This window comes from Mesotoga sp. UBA5557, from assembly GCF_002425715.1.
Classification (GTDB): Bacteria; Thermotogota; Thermotogae; order Petrotogales; family Kosmotogaceae; genus Mesotoga.
Genome location: NZ_DIMV01000073.1, coordinates 83701 through 110030, shown reverse-complemented (window position 1 = coordinate 110030; position 26330 = coordinate 83701). Strand labels below are relative to the sequence as shown.

Annotated in this window: 23 protein-coding genes and 1 pseudogene; 12 read left to right on the top strand and 12 right to left on the bottom strand. The window is 43.9% G+C overall.

Annotated elements, in window-relative coordinates:
* Window positions 1–250: HD domain-containing protein (locus B3157_RS12920; protein WP_414674293.1), on the bottom strand; the 250-nt coding region annotated here is incomplete at its 3' end.
* 400 nt (window positions 251–650) lie between these two features.
* Between B3157_RS12920 and B3157_RS10575 the strand changes: the two genes are divergently transcribed.
* Window positions 651–1955, top strand: a complete 1305-nt coding sequence (locus B3157_RS10575) for an MFS transporter (protein ID WP_292590395.1) — start codon at window positions 651–653, stop codon at window positions 1953–1955.
* A 120-nt stretch (window positions 1956–2075) separates the two neighbouring features.
* Here B3157_RS10575 and B3157_RS10570 read toward each other — a convergent pair whose 3' ends face one another.
* Entirely contained in the window at window positions 2076–3725 is a 1650-nt protein-coding gene (locus B3157_RS10570) for a peptidylprolyl isomerase (RefSeq protein WP_292590393.1), read from the bottom strand.
* A gap of 71 nt (window positions 3726–3796) precedes the next feature.
* Here B3157_RS10570 and B3157_RS10565 point away from each other — a divergent pair, with 71 nt between their 5' ends.
* Both B3157_RS10565 and B3157_RS10560 read left to right on the top strand, forming a co-directional pair.
* Window positions 3797–4180, top strand: a complete 384-nt coding sequence (locus B3157_RS10565; protein WP_214060071.1) for a hypothetical protein — start codon at window positions 3797–3799, stop codon at window positions 4178–4180.
* A gap of 248 nt (window positions 4181–4428) precedes the next feature.
* Window positions 4429–6099, top strand: a complete 1671-nt coding sequence (locus B3157_RS10560) for a hypothetical protein (RefSeq protein ID WP_292590392.1) — start codon at window positions 4429–4431, stop codon at window positions 6097–6099.
* 190 nt (window positions 6100–6289) lie between these two features.
* Here the strand turns inward: B3157_RS10560 and lpdA are convergent, their stop codons facing one another.
* The 7 genes from lpdA to B3157_RS10525 all read right to left on the bottom strand — a co-directional run bounded on the left by lpdA (window position 6290) and on the right by B3157_RS10525 (window position 10547).
* Window positions 6290–7651, bottom strand: coding sequence for a dihydrolipoyl dehydrogenase (lpdA, locus tag B3157_RS10555; protein ID WP_292590391.1), 1362 nt, complete (start codon window positions 7649–7651; stop codon window positions 6290–6292).
* Window positions 7644–8222, bottom strand: coding sequence for a sulfurtransferase TusA family protein (locus tag B3157_RS10550; RefSeq protein ID WP_292590390.1), 579 nt, complete (start codon window positions 8220–8222; stop codon window positions 7644–7646). Before B3157_RS10550 ends, lpdA begins: the two co-directional genes overlap by 8 nt.
* 70 nt (window positions 8223–8292) lie before the next feature.
* Window positions 8293–8556, bottom strand: a complete 264-nt coding sequence (locus B3157_RS10545) for a DsrH/TusB family sulfur relay protein (protein ID WP_292590389.1) — start codon at window positions 8554–8556, stop codon at window positions 8293–8295.
* 10 nt (window positions 8557–8566) lie between these two features.
* On the bottom strand, window positions 8567–8923 hold the full coding sequence (locus B3157_RS10540; protein WP_292590388.1) for an intracellular sulfur oxidation protein: 357 nt from the start codon (window positions 8921–8923) through the stop codon (window positions 8567–8569).
* A 9-nt stretch (window positions 8924–8932) separates the two neighbouring features.
* The gene (locus tag B3157_RS10535; RefSeq protein WP_099828831.1) at window positions 8933–9289 is read right to left on the bottom strand and encodes a DsrE/DsrF/TusD sulfur relay family protein; all 357 of its coding nucleotides are present in this window, start codon (window positions 9287–9289) and stop codon (window positions 8933–8935) included.
* Window positions 9290–9299: 10 nt separating this feature from the next.
* Entirely contained in the window at window positions 9300–10289 is a 990-nt protein-coding gene (locus B3157_RS10530; RefSeq protein ID WP_214060641.1) for a YeeE/YedE family protein, read from the bottom strand.
* 18 nt (window positions 10290–10307) lie between these two features.
* The gene (locus B3157_RS10525) at window positions 10308–10547 is read right to left on the bottom strand and encodes a sulfurtransferase TusA family protein (RefSeq protein WP_099828829.1); all 240 of its coding nucleotides are present in this window, start codon (window positions 10545–10547) and stop codon (window positions 10308–10310) included.
* A 249-nt stretch (window positions 10548–10796) separates the two neighbouring features.
* Here B3157_RS10525 and B3157_RS10520 point away from each other — a divergent pair, with 249 nt between their 5' ends.
* Both B3157_RS10520 and B3157_RS10515 read left to right on the top strand, forming a co-directional pair.
* Complete coding sequence (locus B3157_RS10520; RefSeq protein WP_292590387.1) at window positions 10797–11312, top strand: cob(I)yrinic acid a,c-diamide adenosyltransferase; 516 nt, start codon at window positions 10797–10799, stop codon at window positions 11310–11312.
* 337 nt (window positions 11313–11649) lie between these two features.
* Window positions 11650–13323 (top strand): HD domain-containing phosphohydrolase, encoded by a 1674-nt coding sequence (locus B3157_RS10515; protein WP_292590386.1) that lies wholly within the window; start codon window positions 11650–11652, stop codon window positions 13321–13323.
* A 184-nt stretch (window positions 13324–13507) separates the two neighbouring features.
* On the opposite strand, the gene corA is transcribed toward B3157_RS10515, so the two are convergent.
* A complete protein-coding gene (corA, locus tag B3157_RS10510; RefSeq protein WP_292590385.1) occupies window positions 13508–14572 on the bottom strand; it encodes a magnesium/cobalt transporter CorA in 1065 nt (354 codons plus the stop codon).
* 231 nt (window positions 14573–14803) lie between these two features.
* On the opposite strand from corA, the gene B3157_RS10505 reads away from it, so the two are divergent.
* Window positions 14804–16513 (top strand): dipeptidase, encoded by a 1710-nt coding sequence (locus B3157_RS10505; RefSeq protein WP_349680392.1) that lies wholly within the window; start codon window positions 14804–14806, stop codon window positions 16511–16513.
* Between the two features lie 19 nt (window positions 16514–16532).
* Here the strand turns inward: B3157_RS10505 and B3157_RS10500 are convergent, their stop codons facing one another.
* Entirely contained in the window at window positions 16533–17114 is a 582-nt protein-coding gene (locus tag B3157_RS10500; RefSeq protein WP_292590383.1) for a flavin reductase family protein, read from the bottom strand.
* A 252-nt stretch (window positions 17115–17366) separates the two neighbouring features.
* Here B3157_RS10500 and B3157_RS12915 point away from each other — a divergent pair.
* The 6 genes and pseudogenes from B3157_RS12915 to B3157_RS10470 all read left to right on the top strand — a co-directional run.
* Window positions 17367–17483, top strand: a pseudogene (locus B3157_RS12915) (transposase); the annotation flags it as partial.
* A gap of 151 nt (window positions 17484–17634) precedes the next feature.
* The gene (locus tag B3157_RS10490) at window positions 17635–18756 is read left to right on the top strand and encodes an Ldh family oxidoreductase (RefSeq protein WP_292590381.1); all 1122 of its coding nucleotides are present in this window, start codon (window positions 17635–17637) and stop codon (window positions 18754–18756) included.
* A gap of 43 nt (window positions 18757–18799) precedes the next feature.
* Window positions 18800–20065, top strand: a complete 1266-nt coding sequence (locus B3157_RS10485) for an NAD(P)/FAD-dependent oxidoreductase (protein WP_292590380.1) — start codon at window positions 18800–18802, stop codon at window positions 20063–20065.
* Window positions 20066–20558: 493 nt separating this feature from the next.
* The gene (locus B3157_RS10480; protein WP_292590399.1) at window positions 20559–20909 is read left to right on the top strand and encodes a VOC family protein; all 351 of its coding nucleotides are present in this window, start codon (window positions 20559–20561) and stop codon (window positions 20907–20909) included.
* A 66-nt stretch (window positions 20910–20975) separates the two neighbouring features.
* Window positions 20976–23219, top strand: coding sequence for a WD40 repeat domain-containing protein (locus B3157_RS10475; RefSeq protein ID WP_292590379.1), 2244 nt, complete (start codon window positions 20976–20978; stop codon window positions 23217–23219).
* Between the two features lies 1 nt (window position 23220).
* Window positions 23221–25359 carry a hypothetical protein gene (locus tag B3157_RS10470; protein WP_292590378.1) on the top strand — a complete coding sequence of 713 codons (2139 nt, stop codon included), beginning with the start codon at window positions 23221–23223 and terminating at the stop codon, window positions 25357–25359.
* Here the strand turns inward: B3157_RS10470 and B3157_RS10465 are convergent, their stop codons facing one another.
* A complete protein-coding gene (locus tag B3157_RS10465) occupies window positions 25360–26259 on the bottom strand; it encodes a GGDEF domain-containing protein (RefSeq protein ID WP_292590377.1) in 900 nt (299 codons plus the stop codon).
* Window positions 26260–26330 lie beyond the last annotated feature (71 nt).

The window sequence follows — 26330 nt, the reverse complement described above, 5'->3', positions numbered from 1 at the left end:
TCTCCTGAAGTCCACTGTCAAGAGCCAACCAATTGCTGATAGACGCATTTTCAACACCGAGGGTTCTTTGAACCTGGTTCACCTGTACGGGATTAAGGAAACCAATATCATGCAGAAACCCAACAACATTCAGTCTATGCTTGGAGAACCCGATTTCCCTTCCAACTATCTTTGAAACATACGCAACCTGCAATGAATGAATGTCAGTCTTAGAAACCCTTTTGAGAAGTCTAAAAAGTATCAGATACATCTCTTTCGTGTTGAAGCGCACTTCACAGGTCCTTTAAACTCAATTGATCTTCCAGGCAAACCCTGAAATTACTCGAACGCCTTTATTATACAAGAACACGACAGAATCGCGGACATATTGGTATAACCTCTTCGATGCAGAACACATATACAATGTGTGAAGTCATTTGGCTAATGTGTTGTGACGACTGCCACACCGGCCTCTTAGACCATCCAGACTCTAGCACTGTTCGAAAGCAGACATCTTCATACTCATTTGATAATCATTACTGAATTTGAACTATAATTAGCATTGTTTTTACTTGTAATGATATTTATTAAATCACAGCTTGATGTTTTTGCATTGTATGTGATAATATGTATTCATGATTTAATAAATTCAAGGTGGTGCGGCGAAAGATATGGGAAGGAATTTCTGGCTCTTTTCAGTTGGAAGGTTAGTTTCTCTCATAGGAAGCGGCGTTCAGGCTTTGGCAATTCCCCTATACATCCTTGACCTAACTGGTTCCGGAGCAATCATGGGCACGTTCGCAGTGATTACTATGATACCCAGGATTATCTTCGGACCAATTGCAGGCGTACTTGGTGACAGGTTCAACAGGAAACTGATAATGATCTACATGGATTTTGCCAGAGGGGCAGCTATTCTCGCCATGGCCTATATGGCAAATGCAGAAGCCCTTACAATATCTATCCTTTTCATATTTCAGCTGTTGATTTCGATACTTGATATTTCTTTCGATCCCGCAACCGCGGCAATGCTTCCGGATATTATCGAAGAAGACAAGCTCTTGAGAGGAAATTCTATCCTTGGAGCAGTGAATTCCATCTCTTATATTGTGGGACCGGCGCTGGGAGGAGTGCTCTACGGACTTTTCGGAATCGAAGTAGTGTTCATTCTGAACGGAGTGTCTTTCGTCGCATCCGCAATCAGTGAGATCTTCATAGTTTACGAACGAACAACTGAGAAATCTAGAGTCTCCGTAAAGAGTGTCTTTGTCGATATTGTTGAGGGAATCAGCTATCTCAGAAGAATAAAGGGACTGATGATGGTTCTGATATTTGCTATGGTATCGAATTTCCTTTTGGCACCGGTGTTTACGGTTGTGTTCCCGTTTTTCGCGCGAACTGTGGTCGGTTTTTCCAGTCAACAATATGGGTTCCTTCAGTCCGGATGGGTGGTCGGAGTTCTTATAGGAAACATTCTCCTGGGTACTGTTCTTTCTAAGAGAAGACAGGGAAGTCTCTTTGCAGGAGGTCTAGCAACGGAAACAGTCATCAATTTCGTTATTGCAGCTTTCTTCTTTCCTTACTTCATGAATCTTTTTGGCGGCGCTTCATGGTTATATTTTGCAGCACTTGGAGTGCCGATTCTCGTGATGGGAGTATTTAATGCATTTGTTAACACCCCGCTTCAAACTCTGTTTCACCGGATTGTTCCTACTAGCTACAGATCCAGGGTGTTCTCCGTGATCTCAATTCTCGCTCAGATTGCAACTCCTTTAGGTTCTGCGATCTTTGGTTTTGCTGTTGATCGATTCCCTGTCCATTATCTTGTGCTCTTGTCATGCATTGGCAACGCTATTCTAACTATCGTATTTCTGATGAAGGGCATGTCGAGACTCTTCGAAGAAAAGGAAACAGATAACAGCAACGGCTCAAAGGGAAACGCAGTCGAGCCTGTGAGAGAAGGAATTGGTGCGTAGGTTCTTTAAGTATCATCGTAGCCATCCCCAGATTCCTCTGCGCTTGACAGGCTGAAGCAAAATCGGTAAAAGAAGAACCGGAGCTTGATTCTCCGGTTCTTCACTCATATTGATGAAAACTTAGTCTGTTGCGCTCTGGCTGTCCCTTTCTGCAGCAAGGTATTCCAGTTCTGAGATTATTGAATCGATCTCTAACTGAGCTTCTTCAGAAGGATCGACTTCCATTAGCGCTTCCATGTAAGTGAGCCTTTTACTGAGCTTCTCTTCAATCCAGTCTGGGCTGTAGTCAAGATCTAGAGATAGAGAGTTGTTCCTTATCAAAATGTAAAGAATATCTGCTCTGACTTCCTGAGACATTTCCCTTTCTAACGTGGCTTCCAGTCCCGATTCGATTTCATCAATTGTACTGAAGACATAATCTACGAAACTTTGCCCGTAGTTGCTCAGCTGCTGCTGAAGAAGCTGTTGATTCATGAACGTCATTTCTAGTTCCTCTAGCCAGGAGTTGTAATAAGCAGCCGCAACTTCAGGAACGTTGCTATCAAGCTCATACATCATCTGGACAATCATGCCCCGCTTCTCTCCTATCTCAAACAAGGACCTTACGGCCACTTCGTAGTCAATACTCTCGGTGTATCCCAACATTTGAGACAACTCGATGTAGACAGCGTACTCCACGGGTGAGACCTGCGAAGATGAGTCTCCTTCACCGAAGACTTTCGCGGCAACTTCGACGAAGAATTCATTAGCCGTCTCTTCTGTCCCTATAGCTTCCGCGTATTCCTTGTAGAACAGCAGTTCACCATCAAGAATCACATAGTCAAAGTTGTTTTCGCTTATGTACCTCTCTAACCAACGATTGTAAGAATCGTTCTGATAACCTGAAACGAAATCATTATATCTGGGAGAGCTCACCATATCGGCCAGACTGTTAATCTCTGTTCTCTCTTCAACGATTATTAAGTGAAAACCAAACTCGCTTTTTACAGGACCGTAAAGCTTACCTATTGGTGCGGTAAGGATAGCTTCTTCAAACTCCGGCACAGTTTGCCCTCTTTGCAGCGATCCAAGCTCCCCACCATTGGCAGCCGTTCCTGAATCAATGGAGTAATGAAGGGCAGCTTCGCCAAAAGTGATTTCTCCACTTTCGATTCTACTCATGAGCTCAGTAGCAGTGGATTCATCGGTCACAAGAATGTGTCGTGCCCTAATCGTTTCATACTGGTTCTTGATTTCGGTCCTGAACTCCTCGAAGTAAACCGCTAGAGCTTCTTCAGTAAGCGGAGCAACCGAATTCTGAACGAGTTCGGCCTTGAGGGCAGCATATACGTAACTCCTCATTTCATCTTTGAAGGTCTCAAGCGAGCCGTAGATAGTCTCAATTTGCTCGATCAGCCCAGGATTCGATGTGTACATCTCCATCATTGTATCCGTTTCGGCCTCAACTTCTTCATCAGAAGGAAGAAGATTGTTTTCCTCTGCATAGAAATCGATGAGCTTCTGGTCAACTATGTATGGTATTATCATCGTTTTTAGACCGATCTCGCTAGGGATGTAATAGCTATCGAAATACGGATCAAGAGTTATCCCCTGGCTACTTGCGTTCGCAACGGTCGCGCCAAATGCCTGTTCGATTTCTTCTCTGGTTATCCAAAACTCTTCTGGAACGTCTTCCCCATCTTTGGTAATCCTAACGGCGTACTCTGTTCCGAGCAGGGTCAGTGAGAAAATCGCCATCAGGAAAACTAGTAGTAACTTCTTCAAAATCATTCCCCCTCGTGTATTAGGTACATTCATGATAACATTTCATAGGAAATGGTGTGCCACGAGAGGTGAATATTTTGAGAAAGAGTGATCTTGATCTTGAAAGGCTTCACGCAACGTCCTGGAAATGGTTGAATTCAGAAGAAGCGGAATTGTCCGGAGGGGAGAATTCGAGGCAACCTCAAGCCTTGTATTTCTTTGCCGACGAAAGGAACAAATCCTTCTGCAGAAGGTACAATAGGGAAGTGAATTTCAGGAGAGACGTTGAGGACATAGGGCTTTGCGATAAGTGTGGAATGAGGTTTAGAACATATAGAGCCGCCCAGATCTGTGTATTTGCACCTGCGGAACAATATTTCACAATCGATACACGCGATGAAGCGAAGGCAATCGAGGAATTTCCTGACAAGGATCTTGCGGAAAAGGGAGTAAGCGACTTCGAGAGCAAGAGCTGGCAATAAAAGCTTTCTAATTTTAGTATTCGGACTATCTTTATTCTCATCGGTACTTATATTCTGCAGCAAACTTCGGTGGGCCCTTGGAAGAAGATAAAAAATGTGTTAAAATATATAGTGTGATTTTGTGAATAAATGTTCTTGGTTCGTACCGAGATACTTTTGATTAAATAGTATAGTTTTTTCACTATTTTTATCTTTAATCTTGCAGAATTTAAGCTTATCCTTGACTTATTTTTTCCTGGAGGCGGACGGTGAAGAACTTAACAAAAACGATTTTGATGTTTGTAGCAGCATTTTTCGTTGTCTTTTCCATTTCTTCGTGCATTGTTGTGGATAATCCGGTTGTCGTTAGGATCCCCTTTGAAGAACTTAACGACGGTGCTTATTATGGAGGTGGTCTCCTCTTTTCGCCTTCAGACATGTCGATCTCGCATTTGGGAAAAGGAACTCTGATTGCGTTTCAGGATCTTAGAATGGTGTGGACACCTGAAGAAGGTTCTTCCATTGCAGAGAGAAACTTTGGTTACCTCTATATCAAATCCATAGATGTGACAGGCATTGAATATGAGTATCTGATTTACGATTCGGAAGGTACAATCATCAAGCGCGTTGACTCTGTTTTTCACCCGGTTTCTGAAGGATCTCAGGATTTCTCGAGTTTATCTGATACTGATTTGTTCTCCGGTGCCTTATATCAGTCTGGTGCCGGCGTGCACAATCCAAATATTAGCGATGGATATCTTCTAACCTTTAGACACGATATACCAGATGAAGAGAACTCCGGCCCTCATTCCTTCAGAAAAGTTCTTTTCAGAGTCCAGCAACCGCCAGTGGTTTCTACAACCAGATTTCCAAGAGGCGTCATTGCAATTAGCAATTCTGTGCCCAGATCGCTTGTGATCAACTCTTCTCTTCTTGTACAAGAGCCCTGTGAATCGGAAAACCAAATAGTGTTTTCGAAGACGTCTTCTATCCCTCACTTCTCTCTCGGTGATTACATTTTTGACACAATGACCGACTCTTTCAGAAGAGTTATTTCCGTGAATGATACCGACCCTTCAAAAGTAACACTAGGAACTGAAGAAGCTTTTGTAGAAGAGGCGCTGGGCACTTTGATACTGAACATTGAGGGTGATGTATCAGAAATCGTACAGAAATTTGGAACTGAAGGAGATCGTGCCTTTGCAGAGAGTGTAACAACAAACCTGATCACAAAGGAATGGGATGTATCAATCATTGACAAGGATGAGATGAAGGCTGCAATCAAGAACAAACTGATCCTTGACGCAAATATCAGCCTTGATTTTCATCTTTCTTTGAACAAATTCAGCTCTAATGGAACGTTTCGCTTTCCAACAACACTCTCTTCGATACTCGAGATAGTTGGAGAGGAAGGGTTTGAGACTGGACAAACGAAGAAAATTGCTGAACCACAGGTAAGCATTAGCGTATGCGGAATCCCCGTAAAAATCAGCGTACCGATTGAGCTGTTCTATGAAATGGAAGCAAAAGTCGCAAGCATTGATCTTCAATTCGGTCCCGAGATTCGGATTTCTCCGAAGTTTCATTATGAAGTCGAGGCAAAGTTCGACTTCCACGGTGCTCATGGAAATAGCTATTCAACGGGTTCTATAGATCACAATGCAACCTTTGTTGATAAGATCGAATTTGACGGATCCCCTGAGATAGACGGAAAGTTTGGCTTCAAGTTTTATCCGGGAATAACTATTGCTTGTGTCCTTCGTCCGGAGATGGAGATGCCAGTCGGTTTTTCTGCAAGAGTAAACGAAACTAAGGCTGAACTCGATTTTGAGACTGAGGGCCATATAATGATTAAGCTGGATCTGAGGTTTTACAAACATACTTTTGCCAAAACAAAGGTCTTCAGCCAGACGAAGAATATTTATTCGAAAGAGTTCTAAGACTGTTCAGAATCCTCTTGATAAGTATTTAGTTACAGCTAGAAGATTTAAAGAAAGAAACTTTGCGAAAAGACTGAAAAGCCGATAATCAAAGTTGTACAGAATACAATAGAATTCCAGCATCAGAAAAGTAAATGTGGGCATCCCAAAGCACTGACTGTAAAGGGATGCCCTTAACTAAGGAACTACTTTATATATGGATGCTCATTCCATCTATACCTTCCAGTGAACCAAGTACTGTCTCTGATAGCGTAGGATGAGGATGTATTGAGTTCTCAAGTTCTTCTACCGTTAGACCGTTCTTGATCGCAATTACCCCTTCCATTATTAGCTCTGTAGCTGAAGGAGAAACTATACTCATACCAAGAACCTTTCCACTTTCCTTATCTGCGATTACCTTCACAAACCCAGTGTTTTCTAGTACAGTCCTTGCTCTCCCATTTGCGCTCAAAGGGAATTTTGCGATACTTACTTTCTCCATGTCTTCGATGTCGTCTTCCCTTATCCCGGTTGATCCTACCTCTGGGCTGGAGAAAATAATCGAGGGAACTGCCGAGTAATCCATTTCCATTTCTTCTCCAGCAATGTTGTGAGCCGCTACTATCCCCTCGTAGCTGGCCACGTGAGCAAGCATTATTCCGGCTCTTATGTCGCCAATAGCATAAATGCCCTTAATGTTTGTCTGCATTCGGCTGTTCGTAATGACTCCTCTTTCAATTTCGAGGCCAAGATTTCTTACGTCTTCGCTAATGGTCGGTCTCCTACCGACTGCGACAAGAACTTTCTCAGCCTGGAGTGAGAGCTCCTGTTCACCTTCGGCATTCAGAATGAAGGTACATTCCTCCTTCTCCACCTCTGTCACCTTTGTTCTCTCTATTATCTCTACTCCTTGCCTTGTCAATGACTTTCGAATATCGTCGGCAACATCTTTATCCTCGTATGGAAGGATATGGTCTGCAAGTTCGACGATAGTAGTCTTCACTCCGAATGAACTGAAGAATGTTGCAAACTCAACTCCTATAACACCACCGCCAACAATTACTAGACTTTCTGGCATTTCTTCCATTCGAAAAACGTCGTTGCTTGTCCAGATTCCTTCGACTTCACTGAATGGCCTAAACATGGAGGGTTCGGATCCACTTGCGATAACAATATTATTCGTATCCAGAATCTCCCCTCTCTGCTCCAGGAGGACGTGTTTTGCATCCTTAATCACAGCTGTGTCATTGAAGAAATCAACTTCGTTTTTCTTCAAGAGGTGTTCAATCCCTTTTCTAGACATCGTGATCGTTCTATTCATGTGAGCCATGATCTTCTTCAGATCATAATCAAGATCGGATATTTCGATTCCAAGTCTCTTTGACTTGTCAGCTATCTCGGTATACAAATGGGCCGAAGTCAGCATCGCTTTTGTTGGAATGCAGCCCCAGTTTGTGCACGTCCCACCGAGATATTCCTTTTCAACGAGCGCAACTCTCTTACCCAGTTGAGCAATTCTTATTGCACAAACATAACCGCCAGGCCCACCACCAATTACAACCGCATCAAGCATTTTCTCTCCTCCTCATATATATCTTTATATCACCGTATTTATCAGATATCTTTTTGATTATCTCATGGCCTTCTTTCTGAATAGACACAGGAATTCTCTCCCCCGAGAGCGGATAGTCTACAATAACAAGCAATACCTCTCCAGGGTTCATGTTTTCCAGAGTCTTTCTTGCTTGAATATCCGGAATTGGACAAGATTCGCCTCTCATATCGAGAAGCTGGTCAGGCTCGATGACATCAAGCTCGCCCCCCAGATAATAACTGCATATTCCCTCAGAGCAGGAAATTGGCTTGAATCCCTTAAGTTCCGTTATGAAGGAGATCGCCTCATCAAGCATTCTGAAAATGTGTGGAGAACTGAAGTCGAATCTCTCAACGCCATGCAAATGTCCTGAAGTAAGTATCCCAAGCTTCTTCATTTGCTGCAGATGTCTGTATACAGTTGACAAATCTATTTGAAGTAGCGACGCAATTTCTGAAGCAGTTAGGAAGTTGTCCATCAGCATCGTAACTATTTCAATTCTTGTCTGATTTGAGAAAGTGCGAAACAAATCCGGAAGCTTTAATGGCATCCCAAATCCCTCCCGTAGAAAGAGGTGCACGTCTGAACGAAGTGCACCTCCCAAATCACACTATAATAGCCTAACCTATTGACTTCTCACATTCCTCAACTATGTCAATGAAGCCTTCATAAGTTATCAGAGGCACGGTAACGTCATCAACTGAGTATCCCCTGGCCTCAACATCGTCCTTAATAGCAAAGACCTCCGCCTCTGTGGTCAATTCGTTTAGTCCCCAAAAAACACCGTCCTGAATTAGGACAACCTTGTCCCCATCTTTCGCCGCACTGATCTTGATTCTATCGGCAGAATTATTGGGCCCGTTTTTCACTACTATTGAATACATACCAGACACCTCACATGAAGATTACATTGTCAAACTTGTGGAAGAACTCTCCGATATCGGCTTCAGCTATTAATTGTGCATTGAAACTCTCTCCAATTTCATTTACTTTCAGTTTTTCCACATGTTCTTTGACACCATAAACTGCTGTCTCGTACCTCTTGATAAACCTAAAACACATGGAGATCGAGAGCAGGCCAAGACATTCAGGCTTAGTCTTCTTTGAAAGAGCAACAGTTGCCTCTTCCATCAAAAGAACGGATGGCTCAATATCTTCGCCATACATTCCAAATGCAGTCCTAAAGGCTTCATTGACCCAAATAGAGCCTGCTGGCGCCTGATAAACAACAAACAGGATCTTCTTATCCATAGCAGCACCTCACGCCATCAGGTTAACAAACCTGTCGCTGTTGTAAATCAATGAAGCCAGTTCGGGAAGACCACTTGGATTTGAACCTTCGATAATCATATCCTTGGTTACACCTCTGTAGTCCATACAGATTCCGCAAATCTCCACTTTCAAACCCTTCTCTTGTATTAGCGATTCGAGTTTTCGTGGAATGTCTCTATCTATCCTTATCGGTTTGACTTTGCTGTTAACGGATAGTATTGAATCGGCAAAGAGGAAAACCGTCACTTCGTGGCCTTTATCAAGTCCTGCTTCCGCGATCTTAATTGCTGTGTCAAGATCCTCATATGAATACGGTGGTGCAAAAACCTGGATTGTAATCTTCAAATCAGACGCCTCACTTTCTGTAAAGTATGTAAGCCATTGTCCAGTTGCCGAGAATAAGGAAGACACTTGCGATTATTGACGAAATGGCAAGAGTTGGAAGTCCGGAAAGGAAATGCCCGATATTACATCCACCGGCAAGGTTAGCTCCTGCTCCCATCATTGTTCCACCTATCATAACCACGAGATAAGTCTTCGGATTCTTCGGCATCCTCAACTTGAATTCTTTCGCTATTACTGACGCAATGAGTGCTCCCAGGATTATTCCGATTATTTCGTACCCATCCCATCTCAGTGGCTGATTACTGATGTAGGAGTCAAATACCGAGACCCAACCACCGGTGATACCAAGTCCATAATTTCGACCAGCAGCCTCGCTTGTTATCCATGCAATGGGAGAAAGAACAGCGAGAGATACCGCAGCAACTTTCCAGTTGAACTTAGTCTTTCTCTCCGTGGTCTTCGTGCCAAGCGTGTACCAAAGTAAGACGGCTGCTAGTATTACTGCAGGGATCCAGGGATTAACATTCAGGACTGTCGCGAGTGTGGGCCCTACCTTGTCAAAATATACGGAAGAATTCCCATCAACTGTTATGTTAAATTGGGCCGCCCACGTCCTTATGGGTGAAAACACTCCTCCTCTCATTGCCATAGCTCCTATACCGTAAAAAACCGCGGCTATCATTGCGGTTGTCATTCCCTCTCCGGACCTATAAGTAACACCTGAGGCACATCCACCGGCGAGAACCATTCCCAGCCCAAATACATAGGCACCAACAATATTCCCAAACAGATTAAGCGTCGGAGGAGCAATCCTTATCCAGCCCATCTGAGCCACAAAGAGAACGGTGATCATCTGTAGCCCGACTGCAAGAAAACCCAGTTTCCAAAGGTAATTATCCTTAAATAACAAAACATCCCTAAAAGCCGAGTTGAAACACACTCTGCCTCTTTGAAGAATGATTCCAAAAACGAGACCAACTAACAGACCCGTCCAGGCCATGTCATCTCACCCCTTTTTTCACTTTACTTTGATGTAGATCTTCCACTCGCTGTTCCCGACTTCCTCGATTTCGAGAACTTCGTGTCCCATTCCCTTGACTGCCTCGGGAATTCTCTCTTTCGACATGGCATAGTCAATCCAAACCTCAAGTATCTCTCCGGCTTTCATCTTCTTCAGAGCCCTCTTGGTTTCAACATCCGGTACTGGACAGACTTCTCCTCTTACGTCAACAGACTTAGTTACTTCATACTTTGCCATTTTCATACCTCCTGTAATGTGATTTATTTCACATATTGGTCAACTTAGTAACTCATCAGCTGCTCATCATGAATTTCAAGCCAAATCTACTATTAGAAAAGCGGAACTTCACTAGAATCATAAATTCTACTAATGTCGATTACTTTACCATTCAATTCCAACTTGGTTACCCACTCGTTCGCAAAACATTCACAAACTCTCATTGCTTTCGAAGTAGAATTCCACTAACTCACGATCGGGGGGGTCACTATGGAAAAGGGTTACATTCATATCTATACGGGAAATGGTAAAGGAAAGACCACTGCAGCTATTGGTCTTGCGATAAGAGCATGTATGGCGGGCGAGAGGGTCTTCATCGGTCAGTTCATAAAGGGTATGAAATACAGTGAACAAGCGCTATCGAATTATATCGACGGAATAACCATTGAACAGTTTGGAAGGAAATGCTTCATTAGAGAAAATCCTGAAGTAGAGGATCTTGAAGCTGCTCGCACTGGTCTTGCAAGATCCCGAGATGTTTTGCGCAGTGAACGGTTCGGTGTCGTTATTCTTGACGAGATATTCATTGCTTGCCATTACAGATTGGTAACAGTAGAGGATATTACGAAGCTTTTTGAGATGAAACCCGCAAACGTCGAACTTGTTCTGACTGGCAGAAATGCTCCGGCCGAGATTTTTGAGAAGGCAGACCTCGTCACTGAAATGAGAGAGATTAAGCATTATTACCATAGGGGAGTTGAAGCTAGAAAGGGGATAGAGTATTGAGCAAGGCAACTGGACAAGAAGTCAATTATGGCCGGTTCAGGCAATAATTCTTGATTTGAACGCAATCTGCTTGGAGACTCAAAAGGATCTCTGATACCGCGCTGCCATTATTCAGAAGACCCTTCTGTGATCCTATCAAGTTTTTCTTTTACGAAATTACTCATCAAACGTGCGCTGCATTTCTCGAAGGATAAAGATTAAGGATTACACTGGAAAGAGATTTCAAAAGTGACGCAAATGGTGTTAGAATCTTTAGTGATAGAGAAGCACCACGAAACGCGCTTGATGTTCAAACCAACGCTCGAACTTATTATTGTGAGAATGAGGGATGAATACCTTGTCTGCATATGATTTAAAAAGGTCTTACCTTGACCTTATTGATGAAGCGGTCATATTCGTTGATGAATTTGGGAAGATCACCTTTCAAAACTCTGCTTCGCAACGGCACTTTGGAGATGTAGTTGGAAGGATTTATGGAACTCTTTTTGGTTCTAACGATATCTGCGTAGATGATAATGGAGGAATCTGGAGCGTTCTCTCTCACCACGACAATAACGAACAAGGCGAAGTGAAGATTCTGAAAAAAGCAAAGAAGGTATATCTTGATCCAACGGTCACAGAAGTAAGGACAAATACAATTCCCTCATACAGCAAAGCAATCCCAAGAAAAGGTTTTTCGCAGTTCTCAAGTAGGAATTATTCTCAGGACGGTGAGAATTATCGAAGCACAGTTTGCAAAAAGATTTTTGAAGAACAGACTTCAGGTATTGCAATCTTCTCTTTTGACAGAACTTGTGAGACAATAGTCCCGGTTTTGAAGAACCTTGCTTTCGAAACAGACCGTCTTGCACGCCTTCTGGTACTGGAAGGCATTCCGCTTGGCAGACCCATTAGCAAAGCCGATTACCTTTTCCTTGGGGCGTTGAGAAGGGTTGCAAAAACGGGAAGAGAAGAGACTATATCGCTTTCGGAAGGGAAATACTTCGAAGAAGTTCTGATTAGGCTTCTTTCAGACCGGCAGCTGGTCAGTATCCACAGAGAGAAGACGACGGAAGCTAGAGCAATAGCGGAGCTTCACACTGCAAAGTGCATCCTAGATTCATCTAGTGAGGCCGTACTCTCGACTGACGAACAGGGCAGGATAATCTTCATTAGTAAATCTGCCGAGAAGCTTTTTGGAAGAAGGAGAGAGCAATTACTCGGTGAAAAAGCGTTCAGATTCATAAGGGACTCAGGAGATCAAATCAGAGAGATTCCCTTTCTCAAATCAAGTATTGGCGAAAAACGGCTTCTAAGTATTCATAAAGAAGATGGCTCTACCTTGCAAGTCTCGGCTCTCGTGAGAACGATAAGAGATTCCCGCGAAGGGGCAGACACAGCGCTCGTCATCTATTCATTTGCTGATCACGAAGATCAGAATTTGATTCCGGAGTCTGCGGAAAGAACTATCAAGAGCTTAATTGAGACACTTTCAACAGTGGTAGAGGTAAGGGATCCCTACACGGCCGGTCATCAGAGGCGGGTCAGCAAACTTGCTACTGCAATTGCCATTGAAATGGGGCTCAGCCCAGATCGACTGGACTCGGTCAGAGAAGGTGCTCTTCTGCACGACATCGGGAAGATCTCCGTGCCAACAGAAATTCTGAGCAAGCCGGGCAGATTGACGGAGAATGAATGGTCCCTTATTCAGAACCACAGTGAAGCCGGTTTCAGGATGCTTGAGAGAATTGAGTTACCGTGGCCAATATCAAGCATCGTACGTCAACATCACGAAAGACTGGACGGCTCAGGATATCCCCAGGGATTGAAAGGAAGAGAGATCCCATTTGAGACCAGAATAGTTTCGGTCGCGGACGTATTTGAAGCGATCGTCTCTCACAGACCCTACAGGCCAGCTCATGAAAGACTTGCCGCAATCACTGAGTTGACGCAGGGAGCGGGCAGGATTTATGACGCAGATGTAGTGGATTGTTGCCTTTCTCTAGTCAACAAAGGCTTTTCCCTTGACTGATTTTTCAGAAGTGAGCGATGAGCTTTGCTTTATTCAACCAGAAGCTCCGGTAAACCTCAAATGAATTCAGATTCAGCCGAAAGAGACATCATACCGATTTCTTCGTTTCTGTGGTTTTTCCAACACTCTTCTTGCGATATTTACGACAGACCTTAACTGAAGCTCAAAACATTTAATGCAGAAGTCATTTCCTGAACCAACCTTTCTTGTGCACCAGAAACAACATGATCGATGCCACAACTCCCATTATGACGAGAACTACAGGATATGCCCACTTGAGAGCCAGTTCTGGCATGAAATGGAAATTCATTCCGTATAGACTCGCAATAAAAGAGAGAGGGATGAAAATCGTCGATATGATAGTCAACACTTTCATGATTTCGTTCAACCTGTTGCTTGTAGAAGAAAGATAAAGGCTCATAAGCTCTGACGCGAGGTCTCGACTCAGATCTAGCATATCAATTGACTGCATCACATGGTCGTAGACATCTCGGAAGTAAAGCATAGTCCGACTTCCGAAGTACAGACTTCCATCTCTAGCAATGCGCCCAATTGCTTCTCTAGTAGGCCATAACAACCTTTTCAAGTGAGCCAGTCTGTGCTTGATGAAGTAAAGCTCTTTAAGACTCTCTTTTGCCATCGTTTCCACCAACTGATCTTCAAGGTTTTCGAGTTCATTTCCGAGATTCTGCAACACCGGAAAGTAATTATCGACGATTGTATCGACTATTGCGTAAGCTGTGTAATCGTTGTTCATTTGTCTTATCTGGGCCTTCCTTCGAATCCTATTCCTAACAGGATCAAGAACGTCTCCGTATCTTTCTTGGAATGTAAGTACGAAAGTTTCGCCTAGGAAGAGACTCACCTGCTCCGAAATCAGATTGTTATCTTCCATCCTCAGCATGGGAAGGCATAGAAAGACACAGTTATCATACTCTTCAACTTTGGGGATCTGCGGGACGTTCGTTATATCTTCAAGTGCAAGCGGATGAAGAGAAAAAATGTCACCAAGCTTTCGAATAGTAGACTCATCTCCCAATCCCTGTACATCGATCCAGTGAATCTTCTCTTTCTCTAAGACAACGGACTGAAGCCCGGTCAAATCATCAACAATCTCTTCTCTCAATGAATTCGAATCAAATTCGATAAGTCTTATTCTTGGGAAAGGCGATTCTTCATCTATACTTAGAGTTCCCGGAACTGAACCCAATGGGGGTTTCCTCTTACTGAAGAGACCTTTCTGATTCATTGCATACCTCCTTGATGACAGAAATATCCACTCATTGCAAAGAGTTATTACCCTTTGATTCTAGCACTGACTGTCTGAATTAATTTCTTACAAGCCGTCTAAGTCTACCAAAAAAGAGACAAGAAAAGAAGTTCCTTTATCTTCTGCTGTAGGAGTATATTTGATGGTAGGCAGAAACCAAGATTCAGTACTTGCCTTTCAAACCAAGTGAGGTGAATTGCTTTGAAAGTCTTGAGTGTCTTTGGTGCAATTCTAGTTCTGACTTTGGCATCAGCTTCCTTTGCCTGTACTACTCTTATTGTGACAAAGGGTGCGAGTGTCGATGGATCTATGATTGTTGCTCATTCAGACGACAACGACCTTGCCGATCAAAGAATCGTCTACGTGCCTGCTAGAGACCATGAACCAGGCTCGTTCAGACCTGTATACTGCACTGCAGTCGCAATTGGGGAGTTTCCTCAGTACAACAGCTTCATCTATCCGCGAATTGTATCTGCAAGAGCATCGGCCTATGATACACCGCAATATCCTCCGTCGATTCCTATCGGAATGATTCCCCAAGTATTACATACTTATGCTTACTTTGACGGATCATACGGAATCATGAACGAACATCAGTTGATGTTCGGAGAATGCACTGATGGAGCAAAGATACAGATCGGACCTGAGCCAGGCAGAAGGATATTCTATTCCTCTGAGCTTTCTCGCGTTGCTCTCGAGCGTTGCAAAACTGCACGTGAAGCAGTTGACCTGATTGGTTTCCTCATTGAAGAATATGGCTACTACGGCACAGGAGAGACCCTTCCGGTTGCTGACCCAAACGAAGCTTGGATTATCGAGATGGCTCCTTCGCCTGAGGGCACTGGAGGATTATGGGTAGCAAAGAGAGTTCCCGACGGAGAGGTTTTTGTAGCCGCTAATCAGTTTCGAATAAGGGAAATCGATCCTGAAGATCCCGATATCCTCTTCGGGAAAACTCTTCACAAGATTGCTGAGAAACACGGCTGGTGGAACCCAGAAGAGGGGCTTCTTGATTGGCTGAGGACTGTTAGTCTAGGCGAGTACAACCATCCCTATTACTCTTTGAGAAGAGTGTGGCGCTTGTTCTCTCTGATTGCTCCCAGCATGAACTTCTCCCCGTGGGTTGAGGATGGATTCACAAGAGAGTATCCCTTCTCTGTGAAACCCGACAAGAAGCTTTCTGCAAGAGATGTAATGAACCTTTACAGAGATCACTATGAAGGAACGGAGTTCGACCTCACAAAAGGAATTGCCGCCGGCCCATTTGGTAATCCTGACAGATTCTATGGTCCATATGATGGCCAGGGAGATGTAGGGGATCCCTCCCGTGAACTTGACGGAGCTTGGGAAAGACCCGTATCGGTTACGTATTGCGGTTATACTTTCGTTTGCCAGGGAAGGGACTGGCTTCCCGATCCAATAGGAGGGTTGATGTGGATAGGGCTCGACAAGCCCGCAGACACTTGTTTCATTCCATTCTACGCAGGGGTGAATGCTCTTCCTGATTCTTTGGAAGTGTGCGACACTTCGGAGTTCAGTAGGAACAGTGCGTGGTGGGCATTCAACTTCGTTTCGAACTGGGCTTCTATGAAATACAGTTACATGCACGAGGATATCAGATTAATGCAAGAAAAATACGAGACTCTTTCTCTTTGTCGTCTTCAAGAAGTTGAGGCATATGTTGCCGCTATGACTTCCAACGGTCCGCAAGAGGTTTCAGAGTATTTGACGAAGTTCTGCGCAAGAAACTCCGAAGAGATCATCAGGGCATGGTGGGATTTTTCGGAATACTTGATAGTAAGATACAACGATGGGTTCATAAGCGAAAAACGGAACATGGCTCAACCTGTTGGGTATCCACAAGAATGGCTGGATCAGACCAATTGGCCTGAAGGGCCAACTTCCTACGACAGGAAATGAAACTTACCACCCCTCCGAACTATTCTGTTCCCTCTCTTGGAGGGGTGTATTTCACACCTATGTTCCATGCCTTACCGAGATGCATACCTATGGACCAATATGAATTGTCATATACTGAAAAGACAACCGGACTGATCTTCTTGATATCCGGGAGTCCATCAACCATACATGACTCGGCGCAGTATGTCTGAACAACTTCACCTACAAAAGTTACATGCATTCCACCGAACTCGAAACTCTCGATAAGTTTGCATTCCATATTGAGTGGTGCTTCACTGATCATCGGAACTCCCACGGTTTCCCCCATGAAAGTATTGAATAGCTCCGACTTGTCGGTTGTCTTTCCGGAGTAGATCCCCATATAATCCACCCCTCTAAGCATATCAAGAGAGGGCACATTTACACTAAAGTATCCAGATTCTTCAATATTATTGCAACTCAATCTAGTCTTCGCCAAAGAAATCTGAAGCATCGGCGGCTGAACTTCCACTACCCCACAAAACGCGACAGTCGTATAATTAGGTCTTTCTTCATTCATCGTACCTATCACTACAAGAGGCATTGGGTACAGGTATATTCCCGGTCCAATTCTGTCCTTCAACTACACTCACCGTTCCTTCGTCAGAAGATAACACTGCAAACAACCTATCACCAAATGCGGGAAATCTGCTATCAATCCATTCTACTCGATTGCACCTCCGAAAAGCAAGTAGCCGATATGCATCACAAATAATCTACTTGAAAAGGGTAACGTTGCATCAAAAATGAAACTATTCGAAAGGTAAGGATGAAGGGGATAATCTTCGCGAATGCCAAGTTGAAAGAGGTAGGGGCGAAGATGAAGAGAATAGACATGACTGGATTGATTGAGAAATACTCAGAGAAGTACAGGAAGGCTGGAAAGAAGGAGAAGAGTAGAATCCTTGACGAATTTATTGAATTAACTGAGTACAACCGGAGCTATGCATCACTCGATATGTATCAAAAGCCGGCTTTGCATGAGAAGAAAATTGAAATAGAACAAGACCTTCAGATGATGTGATGAATCTCTTAAACCGAAACTGTACATAGTTTTGCCAGAATGTATAATTAACTGAGGAGAAAGACAAGGAGGCGATTGTGTGGGAAACATATATGATGATGTTATCTGGGTCGACTTTGATACTCTTGAAACTTTTATGAAAGATGTCTTTGTTGGCGTTGGAGTTCCGGAAGAAGATGCCGGAATCTGTGCTAATGTTCTTATTGCATCGGACAAGAGAGGTATCGATTCACACGGCGTAGGTAGATTGAAGCCTATATATGTCGATCGAATCAGGGATGGAGTTCAGAATCCAGTAACAGACTTCGAGATCGTTAGAGAAAGTCCCACTACGGCTGTAGTAGATGGGCACAATGGAATGGGGCATGTGATTGCTTATCGATCCATGAAGCTTGCTATCGAAAAGGCAAAAGCTTATGGAATGGGCATGGTTGCAGCGCGCAATTCAACGCACTACGGGATAGCCGGCTATTATTCAATGATGGCAATCAATGAGGGCATGATTGGAATAACCGGCACAAATGCTCGTCCGTCAATTGCTCCAACCTTCGGGGTAGAAAACATGCTAGGAACAAATCCGCTGACCTTCGGAATACCCACAGACGAAGAGTTTCCTTTCGTCCTTGATTGTGCAACGTCTGTGGCTCAAAGGGGAAAGATAGAGGTCTATGCGCGTGCAGGAAAGGAGATTCCTGAAGGGTGGGTTATTGGTTTCGACGGTAAACCGAGGACGGACACTCAGGAAATCCTTATTGACCTGACAAAGGGAAAGGCAGCCTTAACCCCTCTAGGAGGAATAGGTGAGGAGACAGGAGGATACAAGGGATATGGCTACGCAACTGTCGTTGAGATTTTATCTGCGGCACTGCAAGCGGGCAGTTTCTTGAAGATGTTATCAGGATTTGGACCAGCTCAGGAAAAGCAACCCATCCCAATCGGTCACTTCTTCATTGCGATCAACATCGAACCATTCAGTCCAATAGCAGAGTTCAAGAAGACGGCAGGCGATATTCTTAGAGAGCTAAGGGCATCAAGGAAGGCTCCCAATCAAGAACGAATCTATACTGCCGGAGAAAAGGAATACATTGCATGGCAATCGAGAAAAGATAAAGGGGCCCCTTTGAATGCGGTTCTAAGAAAGCAGCTAGTACAGCTTCGTGATGAATTGGGGCTATATGAGTATAAGTTTAGCTGGGAATAATACAATTACCGGGAGGTGAAATGTCCTTTCTGGGACTCATTTCATGAAAATCGGAGTAGTTGGATTTGGTGCGGCATCAATAGGGTTCATAAGCGAGATACTGGGTGAAAACCATGAGATTCATATCCTGGAACGTTCCAAAGACATTTTCGGTTCAAGCATAAGTGGTATCAGGTCCGACGGTAAGATTTTCGTTTCCGATACCATGGGCGGCGACATGGAAATACCTGTTTCTGTTCAAAAAGAAGTAGTTGATTACTATTTGGGGAAATTGGACTCAGACGACAGCCTCCAAGTCAAGACCGGTATCTCTTTTGATAGAAAGTCGCGTTTCTTTAATCTCTTCTATGAGAAAGGTTTTGAGCCCGTTAACTCGAAATTCTGGCACATAGGTACGGATAAACTCGGTTCAGTATTGACAAGGATCTTCGATGAGTTTTCGAATAGAAAGAACATTCACTTCCATTTTGACTCCAGAGTCGACGGAATAAATATCGAAGACTCCAAGATAGTTCTTCAAGGAGAGAGATTTGAGGCCGAGTTTGATTACGTGGTTATTGCAGTAGGAAGGAGTGGTCATGCTCTGATAAAAAAAGTTACCGCTCGATATCCTGAGATCGTTGCGTCCAGTAATACTGTGGATATTGGAGTGAGATTCGAGCTGCCTGATCATGTAGTGGAAGAGATCAACAACGAAATGTACGAGTTCAAAGTCAGATTGAAGACCAAAACAGGCTACACTGTAAGAACCTTCTGTAACAACCCCTCGGGAAAGGTTGTGCTAGAGAATTACGAGGACTTCGTAACGGTTAACGGTCATTCAAATTCTGATGGAAGCTCCGAAAACACGAACTTCGCCATTCTATGTACAACACGGTTCACGGAACCTTTTCACGATCCGATTGGTTATGGCTCATATATAAGTAGGCTAAGCAACATTCTTGCCGGAGGTAGGAAAGTCATTTCGCAGACTTATGAAGACTTCATCCAAAGCAAGAGAACCAAGAGGCTGGGAAGAGTCAAGCCTACATTGCCCGAAAGAGATTTCATTCTTGGCGACATCAACCTAGTCTTGCCAAGGAGAATTTCCGTTTCCATCACTGAGTTTATTGAGAAACTGAGCGAGGTTATTCCCGGTATCTCTTATCCTGACAATCTGATGTATGCTGTTGAGGTCAAGTTCTACTCAAATAAGATAGACAACGGCAGATACAGCAATTTGAAGTTCATCGGTGACTGCAGCGGACACACTAGATCGATAACCTATGCCACAGGTCACGGGAGACTACTGGGTTCTTCCCTCAAATAAGGAGGTTTTGAGGCGCGGTTTGCTTCCACCACAGTAAGTTACTTCCGAAGACGATCAACTCGACTGTGCTTGCGATTTGTTTCAGCACCAAATTTAGTGTAGTTGAGTCAGAAGCAAAGAATGAGCCTTCTTTCGTTGTACCAAAGATCGCTTCTTTCTCTATTGTTATTTGCTTTTTGAAAGTGATTGCGACTCTTGAAAGGCTAACCGCTTGACTGAGAAATCGATGCCGGTAAAGCATTTGCAACTATTCCGCAACTGAAAATATACATATTTCCTGAACTACTTGTCTCATCGAAAGGTCTCAAAGTTGAAAAGCCGAGATGAAAGATTGTTCTGTTACGTGAAAGACGGCAACGCCAGAGCAAAGCACACCAACACCCTTTTAAGTGCGACTTCTCCTCATAGCACCCGATAATGTATGTAAGATCAACCGGAAGGGTCCGATCAAAGATCGGGCCTTTACTTTAAAAGGGAGGGATAGCTCTTGAAGGTGATAAACTCCATAGTCTTCTTTGGAACAAGTAATCTCGGCTCTGCGAGAACATTCTATAAAGACCTAATCGGTCTGGACTTGTTTAAAGATCAGGGGAAATGCTTGATCTTTTCGACCCCGGGAGGCGGCATGCTCGGGTTCTGCAATCATCTTCATGATCGTTCCAGAGAAGACGATCCGATAATAACGTTATTGACCGACAATGTTGATGAATTTCACAGGAAATTGATCAGTGCTGGAGTAGTTTGCACCGACCCGATAGTTAATGAGGAGTTCAATATCTATCACTTCTTCACAAGCGATCCGGACGGCCATCGATTAGAGATTCAGAGATTTCTTGAAGAATAGTCCAAGCTGTTTCTTATCGGTCATGAATGGTAGAATTGTTTGAGAACTCCAGACAGGGTGATAGATTTGAGAAAAGTTACACTCTTTGTTATTTTGCTTTGTTCTCTCATTTCGATTGGTATAGAGTACTTGCCTGATGGCAAGGCATTCAGCGTTACTTCAGTTGCTGTCAGTTCCGACGGAGAGAAGTTGGTTTCGGGTTATATCGATAATACGGTCAAAGTTTGGAGTCTTCTAGATGGAAGGCTCTTAAACAACCTCTTACTGAACAGCGCTTGGGTTACTTCAGTAGCCGTTTCGCCTGACGGAAAGATGGGAATTGCCGGTTATGATGATGGGATGATCATCGTATGGGATCTCAAGACTGGGAATAAGATCAAAGTCCTTAGCAGTCATACAAGTGCTGTGAATGACTTGATAGTAACAGATGATAGTAAAACACTATATTCATGCAGTTCTGATGCAACGGTGAAAGTTTGGTCGCTTTCTTCTCTCTCTTTCATAAGGACTCTAAGGGGCCACTCTGGACCGGTGCACTCGATAGTCGATTGGCCCGAACAGAATCGTCTTTACTCCGCTTCAGAGGATGGGACCCTAAGAATCTGGGATACTTCAACAGGTCAACAAGTAAAGGTTATCAGAGCCGAGGTTGGATCTCTCACTGCTGTCTCCATGGATCGGGAGAGGACGATTCTAATTCTGGGCTCCGAAGCCGGTCACTTGAAATCCTACGATGTAAAAACGTGGTCTCCACTTAAGACTTCAAGAGCCCACAACGCGCGAGTCACCAAGATACTAGTCGAAGATGCTGTGGTCTACACGGCTTCTTGTGACAGAACGATAAAACTTCTTTCTCTTCCGTCACTCAGCCTGGTAAATATGATTACGGGTCATAACTGGGACGTAACGGAGATTGTTCTGTCGAGTGATGGATATGCCCTATATTCTTCTTCCACAGACGGGACTATTAAGATATGGGATATCGAAAAAGGCTCAGCAATAGGGACTCTTATAGGCTTTGGAGACGGAGAGTATTTCTCTTACAATGCTCTTGGAAATTGGGTTTCTTCTTCAAAGGCACTTGATCGAGTAAGCACAAATGAAGGAGCAAAACCATCGGAAGTAGCAAAGGAGATCAACTCGCTTCTTCTCCAACTTGACAAATTGCCAAAGATTTACGGCCCTTCGATTCAGAACATCACCATAGAGGAAGCCTTTGTCGGTTTTTCTGTCTCTCAATCCGTGACGCAAGTGACAGTAAATGGAGAACAAGTCGTAATTGGAGCGGACAGGGAAGTTGTCTTTGAGCCAGATGGCGCCGGTGACTATATTATAAGAGCTTACGATAGTTCGGGGCTCTATGACGAAAGAACTCTTACGGTGCGCTTTGAAGAGGTAGTAATGTACGTTGTCAAAGATATCGGAGTTTATCAAAGGGGTGACAGGGTTATCATAGATGATTCAAGAGAGACAGCCTTCCTAGTGAACGGCGAGTGGCTAGACAAGGACTCATTCTCCAGATCTGCTCCGGACGTTGAACCTCCCCTAATAGAAGGTGAAGGAGTGCAGAGAGTCTCGCTAGGGGAAACCAAGTATCTTGAGTTTTCCGTTTCGGATAACGCTACCGTAACTACCGTCGAAATCGTCTCACCAGATCTCACAGTCTCAACACTCGAAGTCAATTCTGCTTCAGAAGAAATAAAGACTGAAGTTCAAGGAACGGGTGTTTATACTGTTTATGCTTTTGACTGTGAAGGGAACAAGAGTGCCGCAATCTTTGCTATTGAAGCAGAAGCGAGAAGATTCTGGGTTTCCGAGGATCATGAGAGCCTCAGACAGGGCCAAGAGGTGCAGGCAACTGAAGAAGGCGAGAGTTGCTACTTTGTTACAGGTTTCGGATGGCTAGAGAAGATGTACCTCTCTGTGAATCCAGTTTCAACAGGGTATCCTGATATTTACGGCGATCCAGTCCAGTTTGCCGCTTCCGACAATGAAAGAATACTGACTTTCACGGTCAGAGATGACGTAAATGTGAAAGAGGTTGTCGTTTCTGGAAAGGCTTACCCGGTAAACGAAAGAGAAAGGGAAATGCATATTATTGTAAATGGATACGGAGAATACATTGTTACTGTTAATGACGTTGAAGGGAACTCTACTCAAGAGATTTTCACGCTTATGGCTCCTCCTAAGGATAAGAAAGCTTCGATTACATCCTGGGCTTGGTTAATCCCAATTTTGGCAATAACCATGGGTTTCCTTCTCAAGATTACACACTCCTCAAAGAAGAAGAGACGTAAGGTAAGACTTTGACATGAAAAGGATGCTTTTCATAATTTTGGTAAGCTCTGCTGCCCTGGCAGCCGTTCTTGGTCTCGGGCTGCTGAGACGACAGACACAAGATTTCGAGTTGCTTCAGACTGAAGCAATCAGGATCAAGTTCGGAGAACAGCTTTCGCTTTCACTTACAGATCTCGTGAAAAGTAACGGAAAAAGCCTCTCTTTTTCGGTGGTTGGCGGAAACGGTAAAATAGTTGACGATTTGCTTTTGATTGATTCAAGGCAACTCAACCTCCCCAAAGATAATGTTGAAATCGTTGTTCAATCGGATACCTTAACGGCAGTCATTCCGATTGAAGTCTTAATAGAGAACTCGCTTCAACCACCATTACTAAGAATAGATAACAAGAAGCTTCTTGAAGGCGAAACCCTCGAAATCGACTTGAGAGAGGTCACTATTTCAGAGTCCGGCAATGTGAAATACGAGTTGGTGAGTGGAGTAGGTTTCATAAAGGATTACAAATACAGTTTCACTGCTACATTTACCGAAGCCCCTTCAGCGCATAGAGTAACCATTAAAGCGATAGATGAGTTGAAACAGTGGCATTGTGAAACCTTCAGCATAATCATTTTGGACAAAAATCAATGGCCTTTAGAGCCTTTTTCCCCTTTTCCTGAAGATGGAATCGAAGACTTTTTCAGTGATCTCGTTCTTTCGTGGAAATGTGCTGACCCGGACGGCGACCCTCTGTCGTACGATCTGTTTTTTGGGAGTGCGGAGCTGGAAAAACTGGTCGAGAACGTAACGGAGAACCACTATTCGCTACCCCCTCTTGAAGACGGGGTGAGGTATTTCTGGCAGGTTATCGCAGATGACGGTAAGGGCGGTTCAGTAAAGAGTCCTATCTGGTCATTCTCAACAAAGACAATACCACGCTTATTGTGGAAAAGGATTATGGGTAGCGAATCAAGGGATATCTTCACAAGGGTGAGGTCATTATCCGATGGAAGTTTGATTCTAGCAGGATCATCGGAAAGTTTCACACTAACTAATGCAACACCCGGCAGCCCTTCAAGAGATGGGTGGATTGTGCGACTAGATGGAAATGGGTACCTTGCCTGGCAGAAGAGATTCGATCTGGGTTGGACTGAGTTCAGTGATGTAATCGCTACTTCTGACGGCGGGTTTCTTGTTTCAGGTAGAGTGCATGGATCATCGGGAATGAAAATCGGAGAATCATCTACTCTAATTGCGATCAAACTTGACAGATTTGCCAATGAGAGTTGGAGGTTCCAGATCCACGGACCATTATGTGAAGCTGCTTCGGTGATAGAGTCTGAAGATGGATACTTTCTTTTGGGAACTAAGTCTTCACTTGATGGTATCAAAAGCGATGTGGTGCTCTTGAAGCTAGATAACTTTGGAAAAGAGGTTTGGCGGAAATCGTTTGGTGGCAGCTCTTTCGATAGGGCAGTAGCTTTTGATCTTGATCCTAACGGTGACATTGTTATTGTTGCAGAGACCACATCAGATGACGGAGACGCAGAGGGAAATTCAGGGAGTAAACTGACAGTTAATGGAATCACTATAGAATTCTCATCAACTCTTGTCCTGAAGGTTTCAAGAGAAGGAAACCTGATTTGGTCACGCGTGCTGGCAGAAGAAACCGAGGTTTCTCCTTCTTCTGTGAAGGTAGACCTTTCTGGCGACATCTTTATCAGTGGCTCTACTAACTCCACTAATGGGACCTTCTCTCACAGGCAGAGTCCAGATTATGATGGTTATGTTGTTAGGCTCTCAACCGAAGGAGAAGTCCTGTGGGCAAAAACATTCGGTGGTGACGGCAACGATGTAATAAGGGATTTCTATTTGACACCTTCCGGAGGAGTTCAGGCGGTGGGTTTCTCTGAGTCGAATGTCAGTTCGAATAGTCATGAGAGTTCATCGTTGAGAAAGACCGGGTTAACCCACAGCGATTTCTGGATTCTGCAGCTTGATAACAATGGAAGACTGCTTTGGCAAAGCTTCCTGGGCGGAGACATGGAAGATGTGGGTCTTTCGATCGCGAGTTGCGGCGATGGATTCGCTGTAGCGGGTTATTCGGCTTCCAATGATGGCGATGTGGGTTCCAATAAAGGAGAGTTTGATGCGGTTGTTTTCTATCTCCACTGATCAACAATAGAAGCTCCACTTCAGATTTTTCCTCTTTGCGATAAACGCGGCTGAAAAGCAATTGCTCAAGAGGGAATCCGAGCTTTCTCCATCTGCTGGGAACTGACAGACTCCTATCAACACCGAGGGCAATATCTCTGTATCGCCTATGAAAACAGGTCTCTCAAGACTTGAAACAAGTGAAGACACCATCGAAGAAACAGTGTACCTTTCACTGGAATCCATTGCGATTATGAAAACATCCTCCATAATTCTGAAGAGCCTTTCTTCAGATGATTCTTTGGCGAGCCTCCGGCTGAATCTGTGCAAAAACCCATCCGACGTCTTCTTTCCAAACATCGCAGTGATTTCTTTTATCCCAGAGAGGAAGATACAGATCACATGGAATGAGAAGCCTTCTTGTTTCGAAAGAAAAATCCTTTCGGTCAGGAAGGAATGCATGGAGCTCTCGTTTCCAAATCCCGAGAGTGGATCGGAAAAGGCCATATCTTTCAGCGCATTCATAAGACAACTGGATTCGTTGTCATCCCTAATGGAAATCAAGTAAGACAGCTCTTCCGATATACCCAAAGAAGAGATGCTAATTGTCAATGAAAAACCTCCACGATGGCCTTTATCTTCTAGCGAGAAGTACTCATAGGCTTCATGACCGTCCATAACTGCTCTGAATCTGCTGGTTGCCGGGCCATCCAGCAGAGAAAGAAAGCTTTGAAAATCGAATTCATCATTTCTTATGAAACTCATTTCACAGTAGTAAGCGGCAACTAGCCCTTCCCACCTTGTGTTTTTAACGACAATCTTACCCTTGATGGAAAGAATTGCCGAAGGTTCAGGGACTCCGCCAAGCAGACGTTCTGCGATCATCAAACTCTCATCTGCTTTCCTCTCTTTATTATTCATAAGCCTCCTTAAGCGCCCAGCTCAAACCAATTTTATCGGATGCAATCCCATGCCAGCATACAGTTGAAGAA